The organism is Flavobacterium commune (genome assembly GCF_001857965.1).
GTDB lineage: Bacteria > Bacteroidota > Bacteroidia > Flavobacteriales > Flavobacteriaceae > Flavobacterium > Flavobacterium commune.
Genome location: NZ_CP017774.1, coordinates 2,811,573 through 2,837,494 on the forward strand (window position 1 = coordinate 2,811,573; position 25,922 = coordinate 2,837,494).

At 34.2% G+C, this 25,922-nt stretch carries 26 protein-coding genes and 1 tRNA gene; 8 read left to right on the top strand and 19 right to left on the bottom strand.

Annotated features, from left to right (window positions below):
• Positions 1-116: 116 nt before the first annotated feature.
• The 7 genes from BIW12_RS11750 to recF all read right to left on the bottom strand — a co-directional run bounded on the left by BIW12_RS11750 (position 117) and on the right by recF (position 6,813).
• A complete protein-coding gene (locus BIW12_RS11750) occupies positions 117-668 on the bottom strand; it encodes an RNA polymerase sigma factor (protein ID WP_071185288.1) in 552 nt (183 codons plus the stop codon).
• Positions 659-1,765, bottom strand: coding sequence for a glycosyltransferase (locus BIW12_RS11755; RefSeq protein WP_071185289.1), 1,107 nt, complete (start codon positions 1,763-1,765; stop codon positions 659-661). The genes BIW12_RS11750 and BIW12_RS11755 overlap by 10 nt, the downstream gene beginning before the upstream one ends.
• A gap of 124 nt (positions 1,766-1,889) precedes the next feature.
• Positions 1,890-2,903 (bottom strand): UDP-N-acetylmuramate dehydrogenase, encoded by a 1,014-nt coding sequence (gene murB / locus BIW12_RS11760; protein ID WP_071185290.1) that lies wholly within the window; start codon positions 2,901-2,903, stop codon positions 1,890-1,892.
• 132 nt (positions 2,904-3,035) lie between these two features.
• A complete protein-coding gene (locus tag BIW12_RS11765) occupies positions 3,036-4,097 on the bottom strand; it encodes a glycosyltransferase (RefSeq protein WP_071185291.1) in 1,062 nt (353 codons plus the stop codon).
• Positions 4,098-4,266: 169 nt separating this feature from the next.
• Positions 4,267-4,944: a DUF2461 domain-containing protein gene (locus tag BIW12_RS11770; protein WP_071186367.1), complete on the bottom strand. Its 678-nt coding sequence runs from the start codon at positions 4,942-4,944 to the stop codon at positions 4,267-4,269.
• A 20-nt stretch (positions 4,945-4,964) separates the two neighbouring features.
• Positions 4,965-5,354, bottom strand: coding sequence for a rhodanese-like domain-containing protein (locus BIW12_RS11775; RefSeq protein WP_071185292.1), 390 nt, complete (start codon positions 5,352-5,354; stop codon positions 4,965-4,967).
• A gap of 379 nt (positions 5,355-5,733) precedes the next feature.
• Complete coding sequence (gene recF / locus BIW12_RS11780; protein ID WP_071186369.1) at positions 5,734-6,813, bottom strand: DNA replication/repair protein RecF; 1,080 nt, start codon at positions 6,811-6,813, stop codon at positions 5,734-5,736.
• A gap of 244 nt (positions 6,814-7,057) precedes the next feature.
• Here recF and BIW12_RS11785 point away from each other — a divergent pair, with 244 nt between their 5' ends.
• The 6 genes from BIW12_RS11785 to BIW12_RS11810 all read left to right on the top strand — a co-directional run bounded on the left by BIW12_RS11785 (position 7,058) and on the right by BIW12_RS11810 (position 13,296).
• Positions 7,058-7,831: a tetratricopeptide repeat protein gene (locus BIW12_RS11785; protein ID WP_071185293.1), complete on the top strand. Its 774-nt coding sequence runs from the start codon at positions 7,058-7,060 to the stop codon at positions 7,829-7,831.
• 97 nt (positions 7,832-7,928) lie between these two features.
• Positions 7,929-8,504 (top strand): 6,7-dimethyl-8-ribityllumazine synthase, encoded by a 576-nt coding sequence (gene ribH, locus BIW12_RS11790; RefSeq protein ID WP_071185294.1) that lies wholly within the window; start codon positions 7,929-7,931, stop codon positions 8,502-8,504.
• 165 nt (positions 8,505-8,669) lie between these two features.
• On the top strand, positions 8,670-10,556 hold the full coding sequence (gene mutL / locus BIW12_RS11795; RefSeq protein WP_071185295.1) for a DNA mismatch repair endonuclease MutL: 1,887 nt from the start codon (positions 8,670-8,672) through the stop codon (positions 10,554-10,556).
• Positions 10,553-11,299 carry a rhomboid family intramembrane serine protease gene (locus BIW12_RS11800; protein ID WP_071185296.1) on the top strand — a complete coding sequence of 249 codons (747 nt, stop codon included), beginning with the start codon at positions 10,553-10,555 and terminating at the stop codon, positions 11,297-11,299. Before mutL ends, BIW12_RS11800 begins: the two co-directional genes overlap by 4 nt.
• A gap of 38 nt (positions 11,300-11,337) precedes the next feature.
• Positions 11,338-12,204, top strand: coding sequence for a rhomboid family intramembrane serine protease (locus BIW12_RS11805; protein ID WP_071185297.1), 867 nt, complete (start codon positions 11,338-11,340; stop codon positions 12,202-12,204).
• Positions 12,205-12,249: 45 nt separating this feature from the next.
• Positions 12,250-13,296, top strand: coding sequence for an endonuclease/exonuclease/phosphatase family protein (locus BIW12_RS11810; protein ID WP_071185298.1), 1,047 nt, complete (start codon positions 12,250-12,252; stop codon positions 13,294-13,296).
• Between the two features lie 67 nt (positions 13,297-13,363).
• Here the strand turns inward: BIW12_RS11810 and BIW12_RS11815 are convergent, their stop codons facing one another.
• The 7 genes from BIW12_RS11815 to BIW12_RS11845 all read right to left on the bottom strand — a co-directional run bounded on the left by BIW12_RS11815 (position 13,364) and on the right by BIW12_RS11845 (position 20,296).
• Entirely contained in the window at positions 13,364-13,990 is a 627-nt protein-coding gene (locus BIW12_RS11815) for a WbqC family protein (protein WP_071185299.1), read from the bottom strand.
• A 61-nt stretch (positions 13,991-14,051) separates the two neighbouring features.
• Positions 14,052-15,650, bottom strand: coding sequence for a signal peptidase I (lepB, locus tag BIW12_RS11820; RefSeq protein WP_071185300.1), 1,599 nt, complete (start codon positions 15,648-15,650; stop codon positions 14,052-14,054).
• A 38-nt stretch (positions 15,651-15,688) separates the two neighbouring features.
• Positions 15,689-17,266 carry a signal peptidase I gene (gene lepB, locus BIW12_RS11825; protein ID WP_071185301.1) on the bottom strand — a complete coding sequence of 526 codons (1,578 nt, stop codon included), beginning with the start codon at positions 17,264-17,266 and terminating at the stop codon, positions 15,689-15,691.
• 34 nt (positions 17,267-17,300) lie between these two features.
• Positions 17,301-18,002, bottom strand: coding sequence for a 4-hydroxy-tetrahydrodipicolinate reductase (dapB, locus tag BIW12_RS11830; protein WP_071185302.1), 702 nt, complete (start codon positions 18,000-18,002; stop codon positions 17,301-17,303).
• Positions 18,003-18,058: 56 nt separating this feature from the next.
• A complete protein-coding gene (locus BIW12_RS11835; protein ID WP_071185303.1) occupies positions 18,059-18,622 on the bottom strand; it encodes a DUF5683 domain-containing protein in 564 nt (187 codons plus the stop codon).
• Entirely contained in the window at positions 18,622-19,524 is a 903-nt protein-coding gene (locus tag BIW12_RS11840; protein ID WP_071185304.1) for a ParB/RepB/Spo0J family partition protein, read from the bottom strand. The genes BIW12_RS11835 and BIW12_RS11840 overlap by 1 nt, the downstream gene beginning before the upstream one ends.
• 4 nt (positions 19,525-19,528) lie before the next feature.
• Positions 19,529-20,296, bottom strand: coding sequence for a ParA family protein (locus BIW12_RS11845; RefSeq protein WP_071185305.1), 768 nt, complete (start codon positions 20,294-20,296; stop codon positions 19,529-19,531).
• Positions 20,297-20,496: 200 nt separating this feature from the next.
• Here BIW12_RS11845 and BIW12_RS11850 point away from each other — a divergent pair.
• Positions 20,497-20,571: transfer RNA gene (locus BIW12_RS11850), tRNA-Pro, on the top strand.
• A 197-nt stretch (positions 20,572-20,768) separates the two neighbouring features.
• The gene (gene trxB / locus BIW12_RS11855; RefSeq protein WP_071185306.1) at positions 20,769-21,716 is read left to right on the top strand and encodes a thioredoxin-disulfide reductase; all 948 of its coding nucleotides are present in this window, start codon (positions 20,769-20,771) and stop codon (positions 21,714-21,716) included.
• A 64-nt stretch (positions 21,717-21,780) separates the two neighbouring features.
• Here trxB and BIW12_RS11860 read toward each other — a convergent pair whose 3' ends face one another.
• The 5 genes from BIW12_RS11860 to BIW12_RS11880 form a co-directional block, all read right to left on the bottom strand.
• Entirely contained in the window at positions 21,781-22,608 is an 828-nt protein-coding gene (locus tag BIW12_RS11860) for a GIN domain-containing protein (protein ID WP_071185307.1), read from the bottom strand.
• An 85-nt stretch (positions 22,609-22,693) separates the two neighbouring features.
• Entirely contained in the window at positions 22,694-23,422 is a 729-nt protein-coding gene (locus BIW12_RS11865) for a head GIN domain-containing protein (protein ID WP_071185308.1), read from the bottom strand.
• A 2-nt stretch (positions 23,423-23,424) separates the two neighbouring features.
• Complete coding sequence (locus BIW12_RS11870; RefSeq protein WP_071185309.1) at positions 23,425-25,113, bottom strand: PspC domain-containing protein; 1,689 nt, start codon at positions 25,111-25,113, stop codon at positions 23,425-23,427.
• A complete protein-coding gene (locus BIW12_RS11875) occupies positions 25,110-25,448 on the bottom strand; it encodes a PadR family transcriptional regulator (RefSeq protein ID WP_071185310.1) in 339 nt (112 codons plus the stop codon). Before BIW12_RS11875 ends, BIW12_RS11870 begins: the two co-directional genes overlap by 4 nt.
• A 16-nt stretch (positions 25,449-25,464) precedes the next feature.
• Positions 25,465-25,920, bottom strand: a complete 456-nt coding sequence (locus BIW12_RS11880) for a DUF4870 domain-containing protein (protein ID WP_071185311.1) — start codon at positions 25,918-25,920, stop codon at positions 25,465-25,467.
• Positions 25,921-25,922: the final 2 nt, after the last annotated feature.

The following is a 25,922-nucleotide window of genomic DNA, read 5'->3' on the forward strand; positions in this document are numbered from 1 at the left end:
ACTCTATACAAATTTAAAAACTTTTCTTACTTATAAAAGTAAAAGCAATATTATTTGTTATCACATTAAAAAAGAATCTTAATATAACTTAATCCCTTAATGGTTTTAAAAAAAAATTACCTACGGTTGTTGATAATCTCAGCTAATAATTTCTTAGCTCTAAGGAGTTTTACTTTGACGTTGTTGAGAGGTTCGTCAATTTTGTTGGCTATTTCCTGATAGCTCATTTCCTGAAAATAACGCAGCTGGATTACTTCCTGATAATGCGGTTTTAATTCTTTAATGTATTGCAGTAATTGAGATAAATTTTGCTCCGTAATCAATTCGTCTTCTTTTGACGGAGTAGTATCGGCAATATTGTAGGCTTTTTGGTCTTCCTGCTCGGTGATTTCCACAAAAAGGCTCGATTTTCTTTTGCGAAGCATATCAATATACACATTCTTAGCAATCGTAATCAGCCAGGTGTTGAACTGAAATTCAGGATTGTAAGTGGCTATTTTGTCAAAAGCTTTCGAAAAAGTTTCAATGGTAATGTCTTCGGCATTGGTCTCGTTTTCGGTGCGTTTGAGCATGAATCCATAGACTTCACTCCAATAATGATTCAATAGAAAAGTAAAGGCCGTTTGGTCTCCTTGTTTGGCTTTTTCTATTTGAGTTTTTATTTCCAATTGACTGGTTTTGAAAAAATATTAGTGATAAAGACGTTGATTTGCGTAAAAATAAGTGCAATTTCTACAAATGGAAACCAAAATTTAATATCCTTTTCTTTTAATTTTCCTGCGGCAATACCTACTATAATCCAAGCACATAAATAGCGGAAACCGACTAAACTCAATACCAGAATCCACTGAAATTGGAAAGCTAACAGTAAAGTGGCTAAAACAAGAAACAGCAATTGCGAAGAGAAAAACACTGCTAATTGCATTTTGTCAAAGAATTTGTAGTGCTTTGCAGTGGCTACATGTCTTCTTTTTTGGGTAAACCAATCTTTGTATGTTGTTTTTGGTGCCGAATAGGTGAAACTTTCCGGTGCATAAGCTATGGTAGTATTAGAACCCTTTGCCGCTTCGTTAATAAATAAATCATCATCACCGGAGCGCACCTGAATATGATTGATAAAACCGTTTACATTAAAAAATTCTTCTTTTTTATAAGCTAAATTTCGTCCCACACCCATATAAGGATGACCTAGTTTTGCCCATGAAAAATACTGAACAGCAGTTAATATCGTTTCAAAACGAATAACTTTATTCAGGAAGGAATTGGCAATTTTTTCATAGCCTCCATATCCTAAAACAATAGTTTTATGTAAAGTAAATTGCGAACTCATAGCAGTAATCCAATCTTTTGATGTAGGAAAACAATCGGCATCGGTAAATAGCAAATATTCTTTTTTAGCGGCTTTAATCCCTAAGGTTAAAGCATATTTTTTATTTCCCCAAAAGGCTTCGTTGTTTTGTACTTTAACGAGGCGAATGTTAGAATATTGTTTCTCGAATGCTTCAAAAAGTTCCAAAGTGTTATCGCTCGAAGCATCGTCGATTAAAACAATCTCAAAATCAGGGTAGTTTTGCTCGGCTAACAGCGGAACATATTTGGCTACATTTTCTTCTTCGTTCTTGGCACAAACAATCACTGAAACAGGGATTCTTTTGGGCGTTATTTTTTGTGCTTTGGCAAAAGTAAATTTCCCAAAAACGCCTAAATAATACACAATTTGAACAGCAACAACAGCAATAAAAAAGTAAAGAATCAGTATAAGCATCAGAGTTTAATAGGTTTTTAATCCCGAAAGCTTTCGGGAGAGTGCAAAGGTATGAATTGAATTAGGGATTTGAAAATGATAAAATATGAATTTTAAAAGAAAATTTTCACAATCCCTTTTTGGTTTATATCACGTTGACTTCCGCCTCGATGTGAATGCCAAAAGTCTCAAAAACCGTTTTTTGAATGTCTTTAGAAACAGCCAGAATTTCCTGTCCCGTTGCATTGCCGTAATTCACTAAAACCAAGGCCTGGTTTTTATGAACTCCCGCATCGCCAAAGCGTTTTCCTTTAAAACCGGCTTGTTCAATCAACCAGCCCGCAGGAACTTTTACTTCGGTTTCCGAAACTTCGTAGAATTTCATCTCCGGGAATTTTTGGTGGATTTTTTCGAAATCAGTTTTTAAAACAATTGGATTTTTGAAAAAACTACCGCTATTTCCCAGTTCTTTGGGATCCGGTAATTTACTTTGTCTAATGGCAATCACCGCATTGCTCACGTCTTTTAGTCCCGGATTTTCGATGCCTTTTTTAGCTAGTTCTCCTAGAATATCTCCGTAAGAAGTATTGATTTTATGGTTGCGTTTGGTTAATTTAAAAATAACCGAAGTAATAATATACTGGTCTTTTGCCTCGTGTTTAAAAATACTTTCGCGGTATCCAAAATTGCATTCGGCATTGGTGAAGGTTTTTATTTCCTGAGTGGCAATACGCATCGCATCACAGGAAACGAAAGTATCTTTGATTTCGGCACCGTAAGCGCCAATGTTTTGAACCGGTGTTGTGCCCACATTTCCCGGAATTAGCGACATGTTTTCCAGTCCGCCAAAACCTTGCTCGATGTTCCAAAGTACAAATTCGTGCCAGTTTTCGCCTGCCTGACTTTCAATCCAAACAAAATCCTCGTCTTCCTTAATGATTTTCTTTCCTTTTAAATCAATGTGAATCACTAAAGCATCAATATCCTGAGTCAATAACATATTGCTTCCACCGCCCAAAACGAATTTTTTCTCAGAGGAATGTTGTTCTAAAATCGTTTTCAAATCGGCTATGCTGTGAACAGCAACAAATTGTCTGGCTTTGGCTTCAATGCCAAAAGTATTGTGGTTTTTTAAAGAAAAATTATTTAGAATTTCCATAAAAGAAAGCGCTTTTTTAGTCGTGAATTGAAGGCTCAAAAGTAAGGTTTTTTGTTTTAACCATTAAGAAATTAAGCTAATTTAAGACTTAGAGTTATTTAATGAATCTTAATTCCTTAATGGTCAAAAAAATCAGATGGTATTATTAATCAATTCGTGGTATTTATGAGCAATGATTTTCATATTAATTCTATAATCCACATGTTTTTCAATGAATTTTCGATTGTTTGTAATGGCTTCGTTTCGAATCGCTTCGTTTTCAAAAGCCCAAAGAATTTCATTGGCCAGCATTTCAATATCGTCAACGGTAATTAATTGTCCGTTTTCGCGATGGTGAATCCAACTTTGATTTCCTGGAATATCAGAAACTATGGGATAACAACCGCAAGCCATAGCTTCAAACAAAGATGCCGAAACTCCTTCGGTTACGGGCATGCTGATGTAAAAATTAGATTCTTGCAGCAACTTTGGTAAGGCGGTGTTTGAAATTCTTTCCGTGAAAATTACTTTGTCTTCAATGTTTAATTCTTTGATCAATTCCTTTAAAAAAGGAAGTTGTTTGCCGCTGCCGACAATGGTTAAAGAAAAATCAATTCCTTTTTGGTGTAAAACTCCAAAAGCTTTTAAAATGACTTCATGACGGTACTCGGGCAATAGTGAACGCGTAACAATTGCTGAAATTTTATCGGAATTAGCAGTGTTTTTATTTTCGAATAAGTCTAAATCAATTCCTTTTGGTAACACTAAAACTTTAGTCATATCGACTCTGGAATTTTCCATGTGTGCAGCCATAATTGGTCCCCAGGCATGAATAAGCGTCGCTTTTTTAAATGCGTAATTTTGCAAAATCTTTTTGAAAGGAATGCTGATGGAATTTTCAGGCCATAAATCGGTTTTGCCTTGTTGGGCAATGGCGCTGGGTTTTAGTCCCGAAAGTGCAGCCAAAAAACCATAACTGGTGGTTCTTTCGGCAATAATCATATCGGGTTTTTGCTGGCGAATTATTTTTCGAATCGTAAAAGGAGCGAAGCTGAATTCCAGTGTTCTGAGAATTCTGCTCAACAACGAATTATTTGGAGTTTGTAATTCCCAGCTGATAATTTCAAAATCGCCAAATTCCTTTAAGCCATTTGTCCACGTGATGGCATCGGCACGGTAGGATTCTCCAAGAAAAAGTATTTTTCTTTTTTTCATTAGATAGCTTAAATTTTTACCACAAACTAAATCGAATTCCTGAATTTTAAAATACGTTTAACCGCAAAGATTAAAGAAAGGTTATTCATTGTCTATAAAAACGCAAAGAACGCAAAGCTTTGCGTAATACTTTGTGTTCTTAGCGGTTAAAAAAAAGGGCTAACTTTTTCTAAAATTCATCCGTTTCTAAAGCGCGATTCATGAATTCGTTCAATGGTTTTAAAAGGATTAGTTTTTGACTCATTTTAGGAACAAAATCTTTTTGTAATACTTCGGAAATATCGAATTTTTGAACGGTTTCGAAACTTTTTAATTTCAAAAAATCAATCGCAGGATGGTCTTTTTCGTAACCTCTGGGTGGATTTTTAAGCAGGCTTTTTTCATTGCGGCTAAAATCGCCAAATTCCCTTTTGAAATTGGGTTCGTTCAAAATGGCTTCCAAATCTTCGTAGAAAAAAGCAATTTCTTTTCGGATTTTTTTGAGTTGATCCGGATCTGGCGAATAAAATCCTCCTGCTATAAAACTGGCTCCTCTTTCAATATGAACATAATATCCTGCGCGATTTGCGTCTTTTAAACCGGAAGACAACCAAACTCCCAAATGCGATTTATAAGGCGATTTGTCTTTAGAAAATCGAATATCACGATTGATTCTGAAAGTACAATTTTTGATTTCCAGCATTTCCAGAGCCGAATCCATTGGTTTCATTGCATCGAGAAAATCAGCTACGAGTTGATGGTAGTCTTTTTTAAAAATCTCATAGCGTTTTTTGTTATCCTGAAACCATTCTCGGTTATTATTGTTTCTTAAATCGTCTAAGAATTGTAGTGATTCTTTTGTAAGCATTCGTGATGTTTTTTGAATTTTTATTTTGCAGTTTTTGATTCGGCGTTCCATTTCAGATAACCGCCATCCAGATTGTATATTTTTTTAAATCCTAATGCTGATAGTTTTTCGGATGCTTTCAGACTTCGTTTGCCACTTCGGCAATACACATAAACGGCTTTGTTTTTGTTGAGTTTTTCAGTGTTTTTAACGAAATTTTCGTTTTGCCAATCGATATTTACAGCATTGTCGATATGTCCTTCGCCAAATTCTTCGGGAGTACGAACATCCAGAATTTGTGGTTTTGGAGTGGATTTTATTTCTTTTGCGAAAGCAGTAACTTCAACCGTTTTGATATTTGTAGTCGTTTGAGCTTTGCCGGAAAATAGTGTGAATAAGAAGATTAACGAGAATACGATTTTGGATTTCATATGATTTGAATTTTAATAGTCTCAAAAATAGTTAAAAAGTATAGGTTTTGTTTTGTTTGTAAATTTTTTTTGCCACAGATTAACACAGATTTAAACGGATTAATCTAGTAGTAATTGAAATTATTTGCTGTTCAGTAATCGGAATGAAATAATGTCGGTTTTTAAAAACATATAAGTCATATGAGTTTTATTTTAGTTAGTGTCTTACTTAATGGGTATATGGTTTTGTAAATTAGGTCATATAAGGTTTGGCGGTGTTTTTATATGATAATAAATTACTAATATGTTAAATTCTTATATGGACTTATATTTCAAAAGTTTAGGCTTTAAATAATTGATTAAGATGATAACTTATATGACTTATATGTTTTAAAAAAAATTATAAGTTGAATATCTTATAAGATTGCAACGTCGATTTTACAATGGCTTCGGTGCGTTCCGGATGTGTATCTGAAATAAAAAGTTGACCAAAAGTGTCGGAGTTAACCATTTCTACAATTTTTGCTACTCGGGTCTCGTCTAATTTGTCAAAAATATCATCAAATAATAAAATGGGTTTTACGCCACTTTGTTTTTTTAGGAATTCAAATTGCGCCAGTTTTAAAGCAATCAAAAATGATTTTTGTTGTCCTTGTGAGCCGAATTTTTTGATGGGATGATTGTCAATTTTAAAGGATAAATCGTCTTTATGGATTCCCATGCTGGTATATTGCAAGGTTCTGTCCTTATTGATGTTTTCCTGTAAAAGTGTCAATAAATCATTTTCGAACAAATGACTTTCATATACTAATTGAACTGATTCCTGCGAACCCGTAATGGCATGATGGTGTTCGTTGAAAATGGGAATAAACTCGGCAATGAATTCTTTTCTTTTTTCGAAAATGTATTTCCCAAAATCGTTGAGTTGCTCATTATATATAGATAAGGTATCGTTGTCAAAAACATGATTCAAAGCAAAATATTTCAACAGAGCGTTGCGCTGACTCATTACTTTTTGGTATTGAATGAGTTGTTGCAAATAATGCGAATCGAGTTGGGATATAATGCTGTCAATAAACTTTCGGCGGGTTTCGCTGCCTTCGATAATTAAATCCCTGTCGGCTGGTGAAATAATCACGAGTGGTATAAATCCAATATGATCGGAGAATTTATCATAAGCTTTGCCGTTGCGCTTCAGTACTTTTTTTTGTCCTTTTTTCAGGCTGCAAACCAGTTGTTCGCTTCTTTTATTTTTGATGAATTCGGCATCAATTACAAAAAACTCTTCGCCATGTTTGATATTTTGAACTGCCAGCGGATTAAAATAGCTTTTTCCATAAGATAAATGGTAAATAGCGTCCAGAACATTGGTTTTTCCAATACCGTTTTTTCCAACAAAGCAGATTATTTTACCGTCAAATTCGAAATTGGCTTCTGAAAAATTTTTATAGTTGAATAAAGATATTTTTTTTAAATACATTTTGTGGTTTGCTGCTATTGAGGTATTTGCTGTTTTTGTAGCTGTGTTTAAAAACGGCTGCAAATTATTGAAAAATATCGATATAAATGGCTTTTGAATTTGTTTCTGTGCCAAAAAAAATCCCGCAGGATTTGAGGATTATTCGTTAAAATAAAAATATTTTCGATTTAGGTATAAAATATTAGTTTTTATGTGTGGGTTTGAATAAAAATTTTATTTTTGCGGTTCACTAAATTATTTTTAAATGGCTACGTACAATAAAAGAGGATATAAAGCACCAAAAGAGAAAGAAGTTAAAGAGACAGTTGAAGAAGTTGTAATCGACGAAAAAAACAGCACAACGGCTGAGGTTTTTTCTAAATTAGATGAAACTGCATCAAGAACAGAAGACTGGGTAGCTAAAAACCAAAAAATCATTATTGGTGTAGTAGGAGCTATTGCTTTATTAACAGTAGGATATGTAGCTTATCAAAAATTTATTGCTGAACCAAAAGAAGAGGAAGCGGCTAGCGAAATGTTTGTGGCGCAACAAAATTTTCAACAGGCCAGTAGCGGTGTTGCAAGTGATTCATTGTACAAATTGGCATTAAACGGTTCTGAAGGTAAATTTGGTTTTATTAAAATAGCTGACGAATATTCAGGAACTTCAGCTGGAAATTTAGCGAATTATTGTGCTGGTATTGCTTATTTGAATACAGGTAAATTTGCAGAGGCTATTGAGTATTTAGGGAAATTCAAATCGGATGATGTTGTTTTGAGTGCTTTGGCAAAAGGAGCAATCGGTGACGCTTATGCAGAGAAAAATCAGCCAAAAGAAGCTTTAGAAAATTATATAAAAGCATTTGAATCTAATAAAAATGATTTTACAACGCCACGTTTCTTGTTGAAAGCCGGAAAAACAGCTTTGGAATTAGGAAACAAAGAAGACGCTTTGAAGTATTTTACAGATATTAAAGATAATTATGAGAATGCACCTGAAGCTGCTTCAGTTGATGCTTTGATAGGTTTATCTCAATAATATAAAACACATTTAAAAATTGGTGATTGCAAGGAATTAATACTTGTAATCACCAATTTTTATTTATAAATTGAAAGTCTAAAAAAATAAATTTGATATGGCAACGATTAATAAAAATTTATCAGTTTACGATAAGAGTACACTTCCAAGTGCGAAAGATTTTCGTTTTGGAGTTGTAGTTTCAGAGTGGAATGACACTATAACAGAAGGTTTGTACAAAGGAGCGGAAGACGCTTTTTTAGACAATGAAGTTCCGGCAGCAAATATTATCCGATGGAATGTTCCGGGAAGTTTTGAGTTGATTTACGGAGCTAAAAAAATGTTGCAAACTCAAAAAGTGGATGCTGTAATTGCGATAGGTTGTGTGATTCAGGGACAAACCAAGCATTTTGATTTTGTTTGCGAAGGTGTAACACAAGGAATTAAGGATCTGAATGTGCAAACCGATATTCCGGTAATTTTTTGTGTGTTGACCGATAATACGATGCAGCAATCCATTGACAGAAGTGGAGGAATTCACGGAAATAAAGGAACTGAAGCGGCGATTGCAGCAATAAAAATGGCATACATCCGTCAGCAGGCTTCATTGACTCATGATTATGTACCGCAAAATTTGTTGACTTCGGGAGCAATTCAGCTCGATGAAGGGACACCTTTAGAATTAAAAGAGTAAAACTAAATAATTCAAAATGAAACCTATACTATTCTAGCCAAATGGTATAGGTTTTTTTGTTTTATTTATGATTTGCAAATGAAGGAAAGCCAGCCAAAAATTATTAAATTTGCTGGACTTCGTTATCCTCGGAATATTAATTACTAAAAACTGAATACTGAAAAAATGTCGAGTATCATCCAATTACTTCCTGATCATGTTGCTAACCAAATCGCTGCGGGTGAAGTGGTTCAAAGACCGGCTTCGGTGGTGAAAGAATTGCTTGAAAATGCTGTTGATGCTAATGCAACGGATATTAAGTTAATTATAAAAGATGCCGGGAAATCATTGGTTCAGGTAATTGATAATGGAAAAGGAATGAATGTAACCGATGCACGGTTGTGTTTTGAGCGTCATGCTACTTCCAAAATTCGCCATGCCGAAGATTTGTTTAGTTTGCATACCAAAGGTTTTCGTGGTGAAGCTTTGGCTTCTATTGCGGCGATTGCCCATGTGGAAATGAAAACCAAACAGGATCAGGAAGAACTGGGGACGCAAATTGTAATCGAAGGAAGTAAATTTGTTTCTCAGGAATCGGCTGTGTTGCCTAAAGGGACTTCGTTTGCCGTTAAAAATTTGTTTTTCAATATTCCTGCCCGACGTAATTTCTTAAAGTCGGATACGGTGGAATACCGACATATTATTGATGAATTTCAGCGTGTGGCTTTGGCACATTCCAATATTCATTTTACGTTTTATCATAATGGCAGTGAAATGTATAATTTACCCATTTCGACCTTAAGACAACGTGTGGTGAATGTTTTTTCGGGGAAAACTAACGAGAAATTAGTTCCCGTTCAGGAAGATACTGAAATTGTAACGGTTCAGGGATTTGTCAGCAAACCTGAATTTGCTAAAAAAAACAGGGGAGAACAGTTTTTCTTTGTCAATGACCGATTTATAAAAAGTGGTTATTTGCATCATGCGGTGATGGCTGCTTATGACGGAATTTTAAAAGACGGAACCCAACCGAGTTATTTCCTGTATTTGACAGTTCCTGCGAACTCTATCGATATCAATATTCATCCTACCAAAACTGAAATCAAGTTTGATGATGAAAGTGCTTTGTATGCTATTTTAAGGGCTTCGATAAAACACAGTTTGGGGCAGTTTAATGTGGCACCTGTTTTGGATTTCGAAAGAGATGCTAATTTGGATACGCCTTATCATTATAAAGATATGGAAGGAGCTATGCCTACCATTCAGGTGGATAGTACTTTTAATCCGTTTTCGGATGATAAAGTCAATAAGCATTATGCTGGTTCTAATTTAAGTTCAGCTTCGACTTCTGCATACAAAAAACCGGCAGCTACAGCCAGTTGGGAAAGTTTATATGTGGGGTTAAAGCAAGAGCCTGAATTCACAACGGAAACCGAAAGCACCGAATTTTCATTCGAAAGTGAAGAAGTTACGGGTTCGTTATTTAATGACGAAGAAGTAGAACACGCCGTTCAGAATGTATATCAAATTCATAAAAAATATATTGTTTCTCCGATTAAATCTGGAATGGTAATTGTGGATCAGCAACGCGCACATCAGAGGGTTTTGTACGAACAATTTTTGACGAATATGACGGTGCATCAGGCATCGAGCCAGCAGTTGTTGTTTCCGTTGAATTTGTATTTTTCGTCAAGCGAAATGGAATTAATTGATGAATTGAAGCTTTCCCTTGTCAATACAGGATTTGTTTTTGAAGATACTAATGATGATCATGTGGTGATTTCAGGAATTCCGGTAAATGTTACCGAGAGTGAGGTTTCAATGCTTTTAGAACAGTTACTGAACGATTTGCAGGATGGAATTCCGGAGAATAGTTTTAGTCAAAATGATACTATTGCCAAGTCTATGGCAAAGAGTTTAGCCGTGAAAACAGGAACAAGTTTAACCGTTAAGGAACAGGAAAATTTAGTAAATGGTCTTTTTGCCTGTAAAGACCCTAATGTATCGCCTTTTCAAAAACCAACTTTCATCACCATGCGTGTGGAAGATATAGATAAAAAATTTGCAGTATGATGAATGTTACCGAAACAGTAAAACAATTATTGATAATAAATATTCTGTTTTTTATAGGAACTCTAATAGTAGGTAATCCAGCTTACGAGATATTGGCAATGTATTTTCCCGAAAATCAGGAATTTCATGGTTGGCAAGTTATCTCGCACATGTTTATGCACGGTAGCTTTATGCACATTTTCTTCAATATGTTTGCCTTGTATTCATTTGGTTCTGCGTTGGAACATTTTTGGGGAAGTCAAAAATTTCTTTTCTTTTATATTTCTTGTGGTTTAGGAGCTGCTTTATTGCATACAGGGATTAATTATTACTATTTTAATGATGCCATCAGTATATTAGGAGAACAGGGTTTTCAAAAAACAGAGATTTTAAAATTGTTGAATGAAGGAAAAATTGATACACGATGGCAATCGATTTTAACAGCATCAGAATATCAGAATTTTATTAGTGCTTTTGTAGGCACTGTTGTAGGAGCGTCCGGTGCTATTTATGGAATTGTTGTAGCTTTTGCTTTTATGTTTCCAAATGCAGAGTTGGCTTTGCTATTTATTCCTGTACCAATAAAAGCCAAGTATTTTGTACCGGGTTTGGTTTTAATCGATTTGTATTTGGGAGTATCCGGACAATCAATTTTTGGAGGAACTGGAATTGCTCATTTTGCACATGTAGGAGGTGCTTTGTTTGGTTTCTTAATCATGTGGTATTGGAAGAAAAATGAGTTTAACAGCAACCGTTGGAATTAATATTTTAAAAGAGAATTAACTTTGATAAAACCGGATATATGAATATTCTAGACGACTTAAAATTGCAATACAAACTTGGAGGAATCGCTAATAGATTAATCTATTGGAATGTAGCTTGCTTTTTGATTTCGTTGCTTTTTTTCTATCAGTTTCAAGCTGGTTCGTTTGCTTATCCTTCCTGGATTTTGTTGTCAACTTCTCCCGAAGACTTTATTTATAATCCATGGACATTTTTGACTTATGCTTTTTTTCACGATGGATTTTGGCATTTGGTTTTTAATATGATTGTTTTGAATTTTTCAAGTCAGTTGTTTTTAACTTTTTTCAATCAGAAACAGTTTTTAGGCTTGTACCTTTTGAGTGCTGTTTTTGCAGGAATTGTTTTTGTGACAACTTATTATTTGATGAATATTAGTGCGCCTATTGTAGGTGCTTCGGCGGCAATTATGGCAATATTGGTTGCTGTTACCACTTACCAGCCCTTAATGCAAGTACGTTTATTATTGGTAGGGAATGTAAAATTATGGCACATTACAGCAGTCTTGCTTATACTAGATTTGATGCAATTGCGTTTGGAAAATATGGGCGGTCATATTTCGCATTTGGCGGGTGCTTTTTTTGGTTTTGTTTATATCAAGGTTTTACAAAACGGAACCGATATGAGTTTGCTAATTACCAGAATTATTGATTTTTTCGTCAATAGTTTTAGAAAATCGCCATCGACACCTTTTAAAAAAGTACATAAAAATTATTCAAGGCAGCCTGTTGAAAAACGTGCTTCCAGAATTGTAACAAAAGATAAAGTTCAGCAACAAATTGACGAGATTTTGGATAAAATCAGTCAGTCAGGCTATGATAGTTTAACAAAAGAAGAGAAAGATTTTTTATTCAAATCAGGGAAATAATTGTTTGAAGTTTCTTAGTTTTACTTTAAGCATAAATAAAAAATAATGAAAAAGCTTTCGTGGTTTAACAGGGGAATGTTTTCTTTAAATATCCTTTTGATAGCCCTTACTTTTATCGCTTATGTTTTGCCATTTTTGTCACCGAAGATTTTTCCTCTTTTATCGGTGCTGACTTTGTTTATGCCTTTGTTTTTTATATTTAATACTCTTTTTTTTCTGTATTGGGCCATTCAATTCAAAAAGAGGATGATGCTATCGGGCTTGGTTTTGCTAATGGGGATTACTTTTATTAATAAATTCTATAAATTTTCGAATAAAGAGTATCCTGAAACCGATAAGGATTTTGTAGTAATGAGCTACAATGTGCGCTTGTTTAATTTGTTTAAATGGCAAGATAAATCAGATATTCCGGAGACTATTTTAGAATTTATAAATGATAAAAACCCCGATATTTTATGTGTTCAGGAGTATTCTAATTCAGCTCAAGTTGATTTGAAAGTGTATCCGCACCGTGCTATTTTTATGGAAGGAAAGCAAATAAAAACCGGGCAGGCTATTTTTTCGAAATTCCCAATTATTGAGCAGGGTAAAATTTCTTTTCCCAATTCGAATAACAACGTAGTTTATGCCGATATTAAGAAAGGTAAGGATATTATAAGGGTTTACAATATGCAGCTACAGTCAATCAAGATTTCGCCCGATGTTAATGAGATTTCGGAGAATATAGATGTGATTAATAAGCAAAAATCCCAAATGTTGTTTATTCGAATAAGCAAGGCTTTCAAACAGCAACAACAGCAAGCCGAAATTTTAAAAGAAAGTATCAGAGAATGTAAATATCCGCTTATTATTTGTGGGGATATGAACAATAGTGCTTTCTCTTATGTGTATCGCATCATTAAAGGCAGTTTAAAAGATGGATTTGAAGAAGCCGGAAAAGGTTTTGGGCAAACCTATCGTTTTAAGTATTATCCTGCCCGTATAGACTATATTTTTGCCGACAGAATAATGAAGGTCAAAAAGTTTGAAACCTTCCCTGAATTCGATAATTCCGATCATTATCCGATTATGGCAAAGCTTTCGTTGGATTAGGTTTTTATAGCCAGGAATGCACGAATTATTAGTGAGAAATTTTACGGTTAAAAAAAAATATCTCAAATTATCGAATAACTAAATGCTGTGTTTTTAGATAATCTACAGTAAATTTTCCTTCGTTAAAAAGTAAATCTAGAATACTTAAGTTGTTGATGAAACCAAATTTATCATCAAAAACCTGAGTGTAAGGTTCGAATACAGAAGTGTCTTTTTTTCCGTTTACTAAAAAACGATAATCCTGAATTTCATTTGAATCTACTTCATGAAAATATTCGGTAGTAGTTTCAAAATCGAATTTAGTACGCATACATTTGGAGATAATCTCGAATGCTTCCAGATTCAAATCCATCAGGAAAGTGTGTTTCTTTTCGAAAAAAGGCACAAAATCATCTTCGAAAAATTCAAAGAAAGGAGAGCTTCTGTAAGCGGCTTCCAGAGATTTAAAATGTTGTTTCTGCCAGTCAAAATCGTTTTCTATCTGAATGTCTTTGGTTTTTTGATGGCTCGTTTTGGAATGTTTTATAGGGATATTTAGGAGCTGGATTCCGTTAGGGCTATAAATATAAGTGCGGTTTCTATTGGTTTGTTTTTGGAAATTATCTTCCATTTCAAAGACGATACTTTCTGATTGCAGCATGGCAACAAAATGACTAATCGACGGGAAATAGGAGGGATGTAATAGGGTTTTCATTTGTGAATTGGTCTAAATTTTCAAAGTCATAAGTATTAAAGAACCATAAAATAGGCACTTTTTAACTTTTAAACATTCGGCTATATGTTGTGTTTTTCTCTTTTCTTTTTTTCCAAAAATATTCTCCTACAAAGAAAACGGTCAATAGAATTAGGAATATTTTAAAATAAGATTGTGGTTGACCTTCACCATTAACGGTTGTAAAAATTCTGTTCCACCGTATCTTGTTTAATCCTTTTGCATTAGAATCCCAACTCATCCAGATAAATATTGGTTTTCCTACGATATGATCTTCGGGTGTATAGCCAAAATAACGTGCATCTAGTGAATTATGGCGATTGTCACCCATCATCCAGTAATAATTTTGTTTAAATGTATATGTCGTTACTTTTTTATTATTTATATAAATTATGTTGTCTTTTATATTTAGAGTGTTTCCTTCGTATTCAGAAATAATTTTTTTATAGAATACTAAAGATTTTAAATCTAAATTTACTGTTTCTCCTTCTTTTGGAATGTAAATCGGACCAAAATTATCATTAGACCAATTGTTTGTTACAGAAGGTTTTTGGTCCTTAAAATCAGGAAATATTCCGTCTTCAGAACCGTTGTTAATTACTCTGCTTACAGAAGTAATTCCAGGGACTTTTTTCAATTTTTCCGCTCCGGAAAAAGTTAATGCGTATATTATTAAAGTGTCTCTTGAGCTATTTATAAAAGAGGCTCCGTCAGTTGCATTTAATTCTTTTAATAAATATTCGAAATCTATTGGTGTTTTACCATCATAAACTGCTTTGTAGGAGTACTGTGTTTTTGCTCTTTCAGGTAAAATCAATTCTTTTCCATTGATAAAAACAATTCCATTTTTTATCTCCAGACTGTCGCCAGGAATTCCTACACAGCGTTTTACATAATTTGTTTTTTTATCAATAGGTTTATAATGTTTTTTATCAGCAGGAAGATACATGTTAAACAAAGTATCTGTGGGCCAATTAAAAACAACAATATCATTATTATTTATTTTTTGATAACCAGGAAATCTTAAATAGGGAAGTTGAGGTTTAGAAAAATATGATTTAATGTTAAAGAAAGGTATAGTGTCGTGAACCATTGGTGCAGCAACTGTTGTCATTGGGACTCTAGCGCCATAATTAAACTTACTTACAAATAAAAAATCGCCTATTAATAGGGTTTTTTCTAATGATGCTGTAGGAATTGTATATGGTTGAATAATATAAGTATGCACTAAAGTTGCTACAATAATAGCAAATAATAGAGAGCTTATTGTATCTCCAGTTTTGCTTTTAGGATGTATGCTTCTTTCTTTATTATACTCTAATTTTTGAGTATAATTGATGTAATAGATATATAATCCGCATGTTAGAATTCCTAAGATAGTGTCTAACTGACTGCGTTTTCCAAAATTTCTTAATGTTTCTAGCCAAATAACAGGAAACATAATCAGGTTTATAATGGGAATGAAAAGTAATAATGTCCACCAGGTTGGACGTTTAATAATTTTCATTAGCACTATAGCATTATATATTGGTATTGCTGCTTCCCAGCTTTTTCTACCAGCGGCTTTGTATAATTTCCAAGTTCCTAAAAAATGAACTACTTGAATTACGAGAAAGAAAATAAACCACTGGGTTAGTGTCATGATAATTTTATTACAGCTTTATGAACTTTGAATTTAAACTAGATATTGTTTTTCTCTTTTCTCTTTTTCCAAAAATATTCTCCAACGAAGAACGCTGCCAATAGAATTAAGAAAATTTTGAAATACGATTGTGGTTGACCTTCGCCATTTACAGTAGTGAAAACTCTGTCCCAACGCACTTTGTTGATTCCTTTACCATTCGCATCCCAACTCATCCAGATAAAAACAGGTTTCCCTACAATGTGATCTGCGGGTACATAACCCCAGTAACGGCTATCTTCTGAGTTGTGTCGATTATCACCCATCATCCAATAGTAGTTTTGTTTGAAAGTATAGCTGTTTACGACTTTCCCATTCAAGCGGATTTCGTTCCCGGTAACTTTTAAGTCGTTTTTGTTTCCGTTTTCGTCTTTTTCATAATCAGTAATGATTCTTTTGTAAAAGGGCAAACTCTCTAAAGTAAGCGCTACTGTTTTTCCTGCTTCCGGGATATAAATAGGGCCTAAATTATCCTGATTCCATTTGTTGATATTTGGAAAAATGCTTGGTTCAACATTCTTTGCGATTTGTTGTTTTACAATAGTTATTCCGGCTGTATTTCTTAATCTTTCGGCACTTGCAGCAGTTAATGCTCTAAAATATAAGGTGTCTTTTGCTTCGTTTATAGCTACTCCATCGGTAACATCCAATTCTCTTAATAGGTTTTCAAAATCAACAGGTGGATTTTTAGTGTCTATTCCTACTGCATAAGAAAATTGAGGTTTTGCACGTTCAGGCAGTTGTAATACTTTTCCGTTAATGTAGATAGTGCCGTCTTTTATAGCCAAACTGTCTCCCGGAATACCTACGCATCTTTTTACATAGTTGGATTTTTTATCAATAGGTTTAATCACTCCAGGTTTTCCTTTTTGCTCAAAAAAGTAATGCACGGTGTCAACAGGCCAGTTAAAAACAACAATGTCTGCGCGTTCAATTTTGTCTTCAATTCCGGGTAATCTTAAATAAGGCAATTGCGGAAAACTCAGGTAGGATTTTCTTTTGGTCATTGGAATAGAGTCATGAACCATCGGCAAAGCAACTGTTGTCATAGGAACTCTGGCTCCATAATTTACCTTGCTTACAAAAAGAAAATCGCCTATGAGTAATGATTTTTCTAATGAAGAAGTTGGAATGGTATAAGGTTGTACAAAATAAGTATGTACAAAAGTAGCAACAATTATTGCGAATAATAGTGAACTTACCGTATCGGCTGTTTTGTTTTTAGGATGAAGACTTCTTTCTTTGATGTAGTCTAATTTTTGAGTGTAATTGATGTAATAAATATATAATCCGCAAGTTACCACTCCTAAAATAGTATCTAATTGAGAGCGCTTTCCAAAACTCCTTAATGTTTCTACCCAAATAACCGGAAACATAATCAGGTTGATAATTGGTATAAAAAGCAATAAAGTCCACCAAGTAGGTCGGTTAATGATTTTCATCAGAACAATAGCGTTATATACAGGTATTGCAGCTTCCCATTTTTTTCTTCCTGCTGCTTCATATAATTTCCAAGTTCCTAAAAAATGAACAACTTGAATAATGAGAAAAAACACAAACCATTGATATAGTGTCATAGTTCTTTTGAATTAAAGGTTAATTTGGGTTTGATTATTGAATGTTAAGAACATCACGCATACTGAAAATCCCCTGTTTTCCGGCTAACCATTCGGCTGCAATTACAGCTCCAAGTGCAAATCCTTCACGGTTGTGAGCCGTATGTTTGATTTCGATGCTGTCAATACCGGAATCATAAGTTACAGTGTGCGTCCCAGGAACTTCTCCGGTACGAACCGCTTCAATATGAATTTCGTTTTCTTTAGCCTGCTCTAATGTCCAGTTTTTGTAATCGCTGTTTTCGATAACCCCCTGAGCCAATGAAATAGCAGTTCCACTTGGAGCATCCAGTTTGTGGATATGGTGAATTTCTTCCATAGTTACCTTGTATCCATCGATGTTAGCCATCATTTTAGCTAAATATTCGTTTAGACCAAAAAACAAATTTACTCCTAAGCTAAAGTTAGAGCTAGAAATAAAACCACCGTTTTTTGCTGCGCACAAAGCAATCATTTCGTCGTAACGGTCTAACCAGCCGGTTGTTCCTGAAACTACCGGTACATTGTTGTTGAAACAGGCCGAAATATTATCTACAGCAGCCATAGGAACGCTAAAATCAATTGCAACATCAGCAGTTGCAAGTCCGTCGTAGGTGTTGAATTCGTCTTTTTTCAAAACAATTTCATGACCTCTCTCCAGAGCAATTCTTTCAATTACCTGACCCATTTTTCCGTATCCTAAAAGCGCGATTTTCATTTGTGTATTATTTTAAATTAAAAAGATATTGAATCAATCAATTCTTTTGTATTCGATTAAAAGTTATAATTAAGGCTAAGCCCTACGTTTGTCTTAAGATTGATATCGTTTCTGTAAAGAGTAGGTTTTATCGACAGTCGGTCGTCAACATTAAACTGCATTAATGCCGCATCAACATTGGCATCGATGATATTTAAAACATAAAAACCTACGATGAACAAAGTAGAGAAATCCCGATTTCGCTGGTAAAATTTTTGTCCCGCAATCAATCGGCTGTCATCCAAAAACGAAAATTCATCATCGGTATATCCTTCTAATCTTCGTTTGTAAGCATCTCTAAATTGATGGTATTTTTTATTGCTGTCTAAATAAAAGTACAGACTGGTTCCAATGGCTCCATAAACCAATGGAATTTTCCAATATTTTTTATTGTAAGCCTGACCCAAACCCGGTAAAACGGCCGAATAAAATGCTGCTTTTGCCGGTGTTAAAGGATCGATGTCAATTGACTTCAGAGTGTCTTTGGCTACTGCTTCTTCTGTTTTGGCTGTTTTTTGTGCCAATGCAGAAGTGTTGCTTAAAATAATTAGAAATAGTGCTATGGAAATAATTTTGTTCACTATCCCTTAATTAATTCAATAATTCGATTAAAATCGTCTTCAGACTGGAATGGAATAGTAATTTTCCCTTTTCCATTAGTAGCAACTTTGATGTCAACTAAGTTTCCAAAATAAGCATTAAAAATTCTTTTTTGACTTTCGTTTACATCAAATGAAGCTGCTTTTGTTTTTGCAACAGCTGCTTTTGGTTTTAGACTTTCGTGGTAGTTTTTTACCAAAGTTTCGGTGTCGCGAACCGAAAGATTCTGACTTACAATTTTTTGGTAAATATCCGTTTGTGCATCCAGATCCTCAATGTTGATGATGGCTCTACCGTGACCCATACTGATGAAACCGTCACGAATTCCCGTTTGGATAATTGGATCCAGTTTTAAAAGTCTCAAATAATTAGCAATTGTAGAGCGTTTTTTTCCTACGCGCTCACTCATTTGTTCCTGAGTCAGCTGGATTTCATCCATTAAGCGTTGGTACGAAAGAGCTATCTCGATAGGATCTAAGTCATGACGTTGAATGTTTTCAACCAATGCCATAACAAGAGATTCATTGTCATTCGCAATTCGGATGTAAGCCGGAACATGAGTTAATCCAACTAATTTTGAAGCACGCAAACGACGCTCTCCCGAAATTAACTGGTATTTATTGAACTCTAATTTTCGAACAGTAATAGGTTGGATTACACCTAATTCCTTGATGGAAGTGGCTAATTCTTTTAAAGATTCTTCGTTGAAATTGCTTCTGGGCTGAAACGGGTTGATTTCAATAGCTTCAATTTCAAGTTCAATAATATTTCCAACAACTTTGTCTGCATTTTTATCTTCTACAGATTTAATATCGTTTTCAGGGTCTTTTAGTAAAGCCGATAAACCTCTTCCTAAAGCCTGTTTTTTTATCGCTTTCGTCATATAATTATTGGATGTTTTTCTTTATAATTTCCTGAGCAAGATGTAAATAATTGGTCGCGCCTTTACTAGTAGCATCATAGTTAATGATACTTTCACCAAAACTAGGTGCTTCACTCAATTTTACATTTCGTTGGATAATAGTTTCAAAAACCATATCGTTAAAATGCTTTTGTACCTCTTCAACTACCTGATTTGATAAACGCAATCTCGAATCGTACATAGTCAATAGTAAACCTTCAATGTCTAAATCAGGATTGTGGATTTTTTGAATACTTTTTATTGTATTTAATAATTTACCCAAACCTTCCAAAGCAAAATATTCGCATTGAATAGGAATCACTACAGAATCGGCAGCTGTTAAGGCATTTAATGTCAACAGTCCAAGCGAAGGCGCGCAGTCAATAATGATATAATCGTAGTCGTCTTTTACACTTTCTAATGCTTTTTTAAGCATGTATTCTCTGTTTTCCTTGTCAACTAATTCAATTTCGATAGCCACAAGGTCGATGTGAGCAGGAATAACATCAACATTAGGAGCAGTACATGGTACTACAGCTTCTTTTGGAGTATTGCTGTGTTCCAGAATTTGGTAAGTACCAATTTCTACACTTTCCACATCGATACCTAATCCGGAACTGGCATTTGCCTGAGGATCAGCGTCTATTAATAATACTTTTTTCTCTAAAACACCTAGGGAAGCTGCAAGATTTACAGATGTTGTAGTCTTTCCAACGCCTCCTTTTTGATTAGCAATCGCAATGATTTTGCCCATTTATTTTGTATAATTTTGAACGGTAAAAATACAATTTATTATTGTTTCTAAAAATCTATTTTGTTAACATTTGTTAAAGCTTGATTTGGGGTGTTTTGAGGGATTTTGGTTTGGATTTTAGTCAAATTATATAATTTTTATTTTATTTTCAATAATTGTTTGCAAAACTTAAAAAAAGTTGTATATTTGCAGCCGCGTTACGGGGTGTAGCGTAGCCCGGTTATCGCGCCTGCTTTGGGAGCAGGAGGCCGCAGGTTCGAATCCTGCCACCCCGACGAAAACCTTCTTGTAAACCAAGAAGGTTTTTTTATTTGTGATAGTGGCATTATTATTTTACTGGTGTCTTTATTAGGATTAGAAAAGTTTTCATATTCTTCTATATTAAGATAATAAAAACTGATAATTCTAGTCTCGTTTTCAAATAATAAAAACTTACTTTTGTGCTGTTTTTAAAATTAAACCTTTAATTATTATGTCAGATACAATCGAAAAAATAAAATGTCTTATTATAGGTTCTGGTCCTGCGGGTTATACTGCAGCAATTTATGCGGCCAGAGCTAATATGAATCCAATATTATACCAAGGAATGCAACCAGGAGGTCAATTGACTACTACTAATGAAGTAGAGAATTTTCCGGGATATGTTGATGGAGTTACGGGGCCGGAAATGATGATTCAGTTGCAGCAACAAGCGCAACGTTTTGGTGCAGATATTCGTGATGGATGGGCTACTAAAGTGGATTTTTCAGGAGATATTCATAAGGTGTGGATTAATGATACTATCGAATTACACTGTGAAACGGTAATTATTTCTACTGGGGCTTCGGCTAAATATTTAGGATTACCATCAGAACAACATTATTTACAAATGGGTGGTGGAGTTTCGGCTTGTGCCGTTTGTGATGGTTTTTTCTATAGAAATCAGGAAGTAGTGATTGTAGGAGCAGGGGATTCAGCTTGTGAAGAAGCGCATTATTTGTCAAAACTTTGTAAAAAAGTAACTATGCTGGTAAGAAGTGAGAAATTCAGAGCTTCAAAAATCATGGAAGAAAGAGTTCGTAAAACGGAGAATATTGAGATTTTATTAAACCACGACACGGTTGAAGTTATAGGAGATGGTCAGGTAGTGGAAGCTATCAAAGTATTGAATAAGACTACCAATGAAACTTATGATATTCCAGCGACAGGTTTCTTTGTGGCTATTGGTCATAAACCTAATACTGATATTTTTAAAGATTATTTAACTCTGGATGAAACAGGTTATATTATTAATACGCCTGGAACTTCAAAAACGAATGTTGAAGGTGTTTTTGTAGCCGGAGATGCTGCTGATCATGTATACCGTCAGGCGATTACTGCTGCTGGTACTGGTTGTATGGCTGCTTTGGATGCCGAAAGATATTTGGCTGCTAAAGGATAATTTTTTTTTAGAATAAAAAAATAGCCTGTTTCATTTTGAGTGGAACAGGCTTTTTTTTGTAAAATTATTTTTTAGATATTTTGGCTTTGTCTATAAATTGATTCATCTCGATTTTAGCCTCACCATAAAGATCTATTTCCGATTTTTCGCTGGCGTTGATAATAATGTCTTTTTTAGGATTTACAGCTGCTTTGCTTTGTCCTTCAGTAATTAATTCGATGCTTTTTATATCTAATTTAGAGGCTTCTAATTCTGAATTGTTTTCTAATCGGATGATACTACTATCAGCTTCACCTTCAATTTTAGCCTTTGTTTTTTGATACATATCTATGGCTAAATCAGTGGTTTTTACTAAGGATTTCAGTTCTGCATTTTTAGTTAATTCGAATTTTATTTTTTCACTGCTTAGATTCAGCTCAATTTTTGAACTGCCGTCAGCCTGTAATAGAAAATGGGTTGTTTTGGCATTCATGAATATTTTTGAATCGTCAAAAGTTTTGATGTTCAGATTTTCCGTAAGGATTTCCTGGATTGCATTAACTACAGCTTCATTTTTTGATGTAATACTGTTTAGTTGTTCGGTGTATGTAATTTTTACTTTTAAAGATTTACTCTTTACCACATTTTTAGAAGTAGAAAGATGCAGGACGCTATCAGTAACATCAATGTCTATAATGTCAATTAAATTATCATCGGCTTCCAATTTTATTTCAGGATATTCACCTCTTTCTAATGAAACAATCAGATTGTCTTGTACTTCAATAGCACTGAAGTTTTTGATGTTTTTTTGCTTTGTTACGATTGTTTTTGAACCGCTTATTTTTTCTTTTTTCTGAGCTAGAATAATGGTGCTGGATAAAAAGGCCAGAAGTAGGATGCTAAATTTTTTCATGTAAATATTCTTTAGGTTCTTTACAAATATAAAGAAATCGCTTACTTAAATAGTAAGCGATTTCGATTTTTATATGAATTTATGTTTAGTCCGGTTCAATACTTGCTCCGGAACTTGAGGTTTTTTCAATTTGTTTCGGATTATTGTGGTATTCAATCCGGCTTCCGCTGCTGGCATCAGCTTTTAGACTTAGGATAGGATGAACACTAACTTTTGATCCGCTTGAAGTTTCCACTGTAATAGTATTTACAAGCAAATCTTCGGCCTCTATCTTGCTGGCACTAGAGGCTTCTGCATCGAGGTTGAGTGCCATTCCTTTAATGTCAATTTTGCTGGCGCTACTGCTATTGGCTTTGATGTTATCAATGGATAATTGCGCTTCTATTTTTGCGGCACTCGAAGTGTTTAGACTAATATTTTCTCCTTTTAAAGTGTTTTTGGTTTTTATTGATGAAGCGCTATTGGCTGTCAATTCCTCGATGACAGGAACGGTTATAAAAACTTTTTGTCCATGATGACTGCTGTAGCTTCCGTTTTTTCGACTGATAATCAAAACACCATTTCTAACTTTGGTAGTAATACTATTTTGAATATTTTCATCGGCTTCTACTGCAATTCGGGTTCTGTCAGCCTGTTCAACGATTACTTCGATACCGCTGTTAGCTTCGATACTTTTAAAATTGTCTTCAATATCCCTTTTTTGGGTAACAATATTGCCATTACCTTTAATTGAATGATGATGATGGTTGTTGTTGCAGGAAATCAATGTTGCTGCGGCAAAAACAATCAGGCTATTTTTTAAGCTTACTAACATAATTATTTGGTTTTAATGATAACACCGTCTTTGCCAATTTTTAATTCTTCAATCTGTGTGTCAGAATTGATTATAGTGTCTGTTGTTTGACTTTCAGAAGTAGTTTTAATTTCCGTATTTTCATTATCAGAACAATTCAAACATGCAGCTTCTGAATGATTTACTTTGTAGATAGCTTCGTCAGTATCGTAATCTAAATCAAAGAAATCATCATCAGATTGATCGTAATCATGAACGCTGGAATCTATTTTAAATATAGTGCCTTCGGTTAAAAATAATGTGATTTCTATGTGTTGATTCCTGAATTTATTTTTTAAATCTGTTAGTAAATAATTATCAAAAATCAGCTGGTTTCCAATTATTTTATATTGGTAATGAATTTGTTCCGCTTTTTCTCTGGCTTCTGAAAATGATTTTCCTTTGGCTTCTTTTTCGATTTGGATATACGAATAATTTTCGTTCGATTTTTGTATTCTAAAACGCACCTCATTCGAATAAATAATATCATTATTGGTTGAATCCTGAGTGATTTTAAATTCGGAGCGATCATAAATGTCTTTGGCATAATAATCATTGTGCTGGAATTTAATTTGCAAAGTATCCTGTAACGGAATATTCAACGCTTCTTTTTTAACTACGCGACCATCCATTGCAAAGGCTGAAGCTTGTTTTAATCCCAACGAAACGGCTAAAGCAATAGCGATAATCCAAAGCGCCAGCAAAGTGTATTTGGCAATAGACCCAATCGATTTTGTATTAGGAGCTAATAATTTAAAGCCTAATAATGTCAGGAAAAAGAAGGGAATACCAATTGCAAAAAACATTAACAAGCCGAAAGTCCAGATAGGATAATCAGTAAAATTACCTGTTTCTACAAATCCCTGCCATGGAAAATCAATAAAGGTGTTTGTTCCTAATGTAAAAACGCCTATCAATAAAATGACTAATATGCTGATGCCTGCAATTATTAGCATAATTCCCAGAAATTTAGCTATGATTTTGAAAACGCTTAGAATAAAGTTGCCTAATGAATTCCCTACATTCGAAGCATTTTTTTTTATCTGATTACCATATTTGTCGTAATCGGCATTTTTAATTTTTTCAGAAACATTTTCAAATTCCTGTCTTACTTTTTTTTCGATATTCGAAATATTTACAGGTTCACCAGTCATTTCCAGTTTTTCCGATGTAGTTTTGGCTTCTGGAGTTACAATCCAAAGAATGATGTAGGCAAATATTCCTGTACCAAAGCCGGCAAATACTAATAAAAGTAAAACCACTCTAATCCATACGGCATCTACATTAAAGTAATGACCTAAACCGGCTGCAACCCCGCCAATCATTCCTTTTTCGCCATCACGGTATAGTTTTTTTGATTTACCGGTTCCGCTTTGTTGGTAGTTGTTTTCAAAAGTTTTTGGTTCGTCTTCCAGAATGTAGTCTTCCGGTTGTCCCATGATAGCAATCACTTCATCTACCTCTTTTAAGCCTACAACATGCTTGTCACTTTTTTGTTTTTCGCCTAATAATTCGGCAATTCTCATTTCGATATCCTTAATTACTTCATCCTGTCCCGAAGCGTTGTTAAGAGAACGTTTGATAGCGTCAAAATAGCGCGAAAGTTTTTGGTATGCGTCTTCGTCTATATGAAAAAACACACCACCCAGGTTTATATTTACAGTTTTGTTCATGACTCTGTTTTTTGATTTGTTATTAAATTTACAGCATTTGACAATTCAGTCCAAGTGCCATTTAGTTCGTTTAAGAAAGTTTGTCCTGTTTCGGTTAGTCCATAATACTTTCTTGGTGGTCCGGAGGTTGATTCTTCCCAGCGATAGGTTAACAATCCGTCGTTTTTTAGTCGGGTTAACAAAGGATAAATGGTGCCTTCGACGACTAATAATTTTGCGTTTTTTAATGTCTCTAATATTTCTGATGTATAGGCATCTTGTTGTTTTAAAACGGATAAGATGCAAAACTCGAGAACACCTTTACGCATCTGTGCTTTTGTGTTTTCAATGTTCATGATTTGTCATTTTGTTTTACTTAATAAAGTTTATCGTGATAGGATATTTGTATTTTTCTCCATTCGAAGCACTGATAGCCCCAATGATGATTAAGAAAAATTCAGCAATTTTTAATAGAATGATTAATAATACAGCTACAATTCCGGTGGTTATTAGATTAATATTGTCAGCCATATTAATTTTTTCGAAAATAACATCCTGATCGTTTAATAGTTCGTTCCAGTCCATACTGCTAAAAACTACTGTTGCAAATGTGGGAACGGCAATAAGAGCAAATATTATTGAGTATAATAAAAGACTCAGTTGAAAATTGATGACTTGTTTGCCGTGATAATCAATAAATTCAGATTTGTCTTTTTTACTACTCCAAATTATTATTGGAAAAATAAAATTTCCAAAAGGGATAAAGTACTGTGAAAGAGCACTTAGGTGAGCTAATGCTGCGGTGGTTTTTTCGGTTTTGGTTTCCATAT

What these genes read in the sequence shown, in the direction of transcription:
- trxB (WP_071185306.1), top strand. Translation starts at nt 20,769, where the DNA reads ATGTCAGATACAATCGAAAAAATAAAATGTCTTATTATAGGTTCTGGT.
- BIW12_RS11815 (WP_071185299.1), bottom strand. Translation starts at nt 13,990, where the DNA reads ATGAAAACCCTATTACATCCCTCCTATTTCCCGTCGATTAGTCATTTT.
- BIW12_RS11865 (WP_071185308.1), bottom strand. Translation starts at nt 23,422, where the DNA reads ATGTTAGTAAGCTTAAAAAATAGCCTGATTGTTTTTGCCGCAGCAACA.
- BIW12_RS11775 (WP_071185292.1), bottom strand. Translation starts at nt 5,354, where the DNA reads ATGAAATCCAAAATCGTATTCTCGTTAATCTTCTTATTCACACTATTT.
- BIW12_RS11810 (WP_071185298.1), top strand. Translation starts at nt 12,250, where the DNA reads ATGAAAAAGCTTTCGTGGTTTAACAGGGGAATGTTTTCTTTAAATATC.
- mutL (WP_071185295.1), top strand. Translation starts at nt 8,670, where the DNA reads ATGTCGAGTATCATCCAATTACTTCCTGATCATGTTGCTAACCAAATC.
- BIW12_RS11880 (WP_071185311.1), bottom strand. Translation starts at nt 25,920, where the DNA reads ATGGAAACCAAAACCGAAAAAACCACCGCAGCATTAGCTCACCTAAGT.
- BIW12_RS11860 (WP_071185307.1), bottom strand. Translation starts at nt 22,608, where the DNA reads ATGAAAAAATTTAGCATCCTACTTCTGGCCTTTTTATCCAGCACCATT.
- lepB (WP_071185300.1), bottom strand. Translation starts at nt 15,650, where the DNA reads ATGACACTAACCCAGTGGTTTATTTTCTTTCTCGTAATTCAAGTAGTT.
- ribH (WP_071185294.1), top strand. Translation starts at nt 7,929, where the DNA reads ATGGCAACGATTAATAAAAATTTATCAGTTTACGATAAGAGTACACTT.
- BIW12_RS11870 (WP_071185309.1), bottom strand. Translation starts at nt 25,113, where the DNA reads ATGAACAAAACTGTAAATATAAACCTGGGTGGTGTGTTTTTTCATATA.
- BIW12_RS11875 (WP_071185310.1), bottom strand. Translation starts at nt 25,448, where the DNA reads ATGAACATTGAAAACACAAAAGCACAGATGCGTAAAGGTGTTCTCGAG.
- BIW12_RS11755 (WP_071185289.1), bottom strand. Translation starts at nt 1,765, where the DNA reads ATGCTTATACTGATTCTTTACTTTTTTATTGCTGTTGTTGCTGTTCAA.
- BIW12_RS11800 (WP_071185296.1), top strand. Translation starts at nt 10,553, where the DNA reads ATGATGAATGTTACCGAAACAGTAAAACAATTATTGATAATAAATATT.
- BIW12_RS11805 (WP_071185297.1), top strand. Translation starts at nt 11,338, where the DNA reads ATGAATATTCTAGACGACTTAAAATTGCAATACAAACTTGGAGGAATC.
- dapB (WP_071185302.1), bottom strand. Translation starts at nt 18,002, where the DNA reads ATGAAAATCGCGCTTTTAGGATACGGAAAAATGGGTCAGGTAATTGAA.
- BIW12_RS11770 (WP_071186367.1), bottom strand. Translation starts at nt 4,944, where the DNA reads ATGCTTACAAAAGAATCACTACAATTCTTAGACGATTTAAGAAACAAT.
- BIW12_RS11785 (WP_071185293.1), top strand. Translation starts at nt 7,058, where the DNA reads ATGGCTACGTACAATAAAAGAGGATATAAAGCACCAAAAGAGAAAGAA.
- lepB (WP_071185301.1), bottom strand. Translation starts at nt 17,266, where the DNA reads ATGACACTATATCAATGGTTTGTGTTTTTTCTCATTATTCAAGTTGTT.
- BIW12_RS11845 (WP_071185305.1), bottom strand. Translation starts at nt 20,296, where the DNA reads ATGGGCAAAATCATTGCGATTGCTAATCAAAAAGGAGGCGTTGGAAAG.
- murB (WP_071185290.1), bottom strand. Translation starts at nt 2,903, where the DNA reads ATGGAAATTCTAAATAATTTTTCTTTAAAAAACCACAATACTTTTGGC.
- recF (WP_071186369.1), bottom strand. Translation starts at nt 6,813, where the DNA reads ATGTATTTAAAAAAAATATCTTTATTCAACTATAAAAATTTTTCAGAA.
- BIW12_RS11840 (WP_071185304.1), bottom strand. Translation starts at nt 19,524, where the DNA reads ATGACGAAAGCGATAAAAAAACAGGCTTTAGGAAGAGGTTTATCGGCT.
- BIW12_RS11765 (WP_071185291.1), bottom strand. Translation starts at nt 4,097, where the DNA reads ATGAAAAAAAGAAAAATACTTTTTCTTGGAGAATCCTACCGTGCCGAT.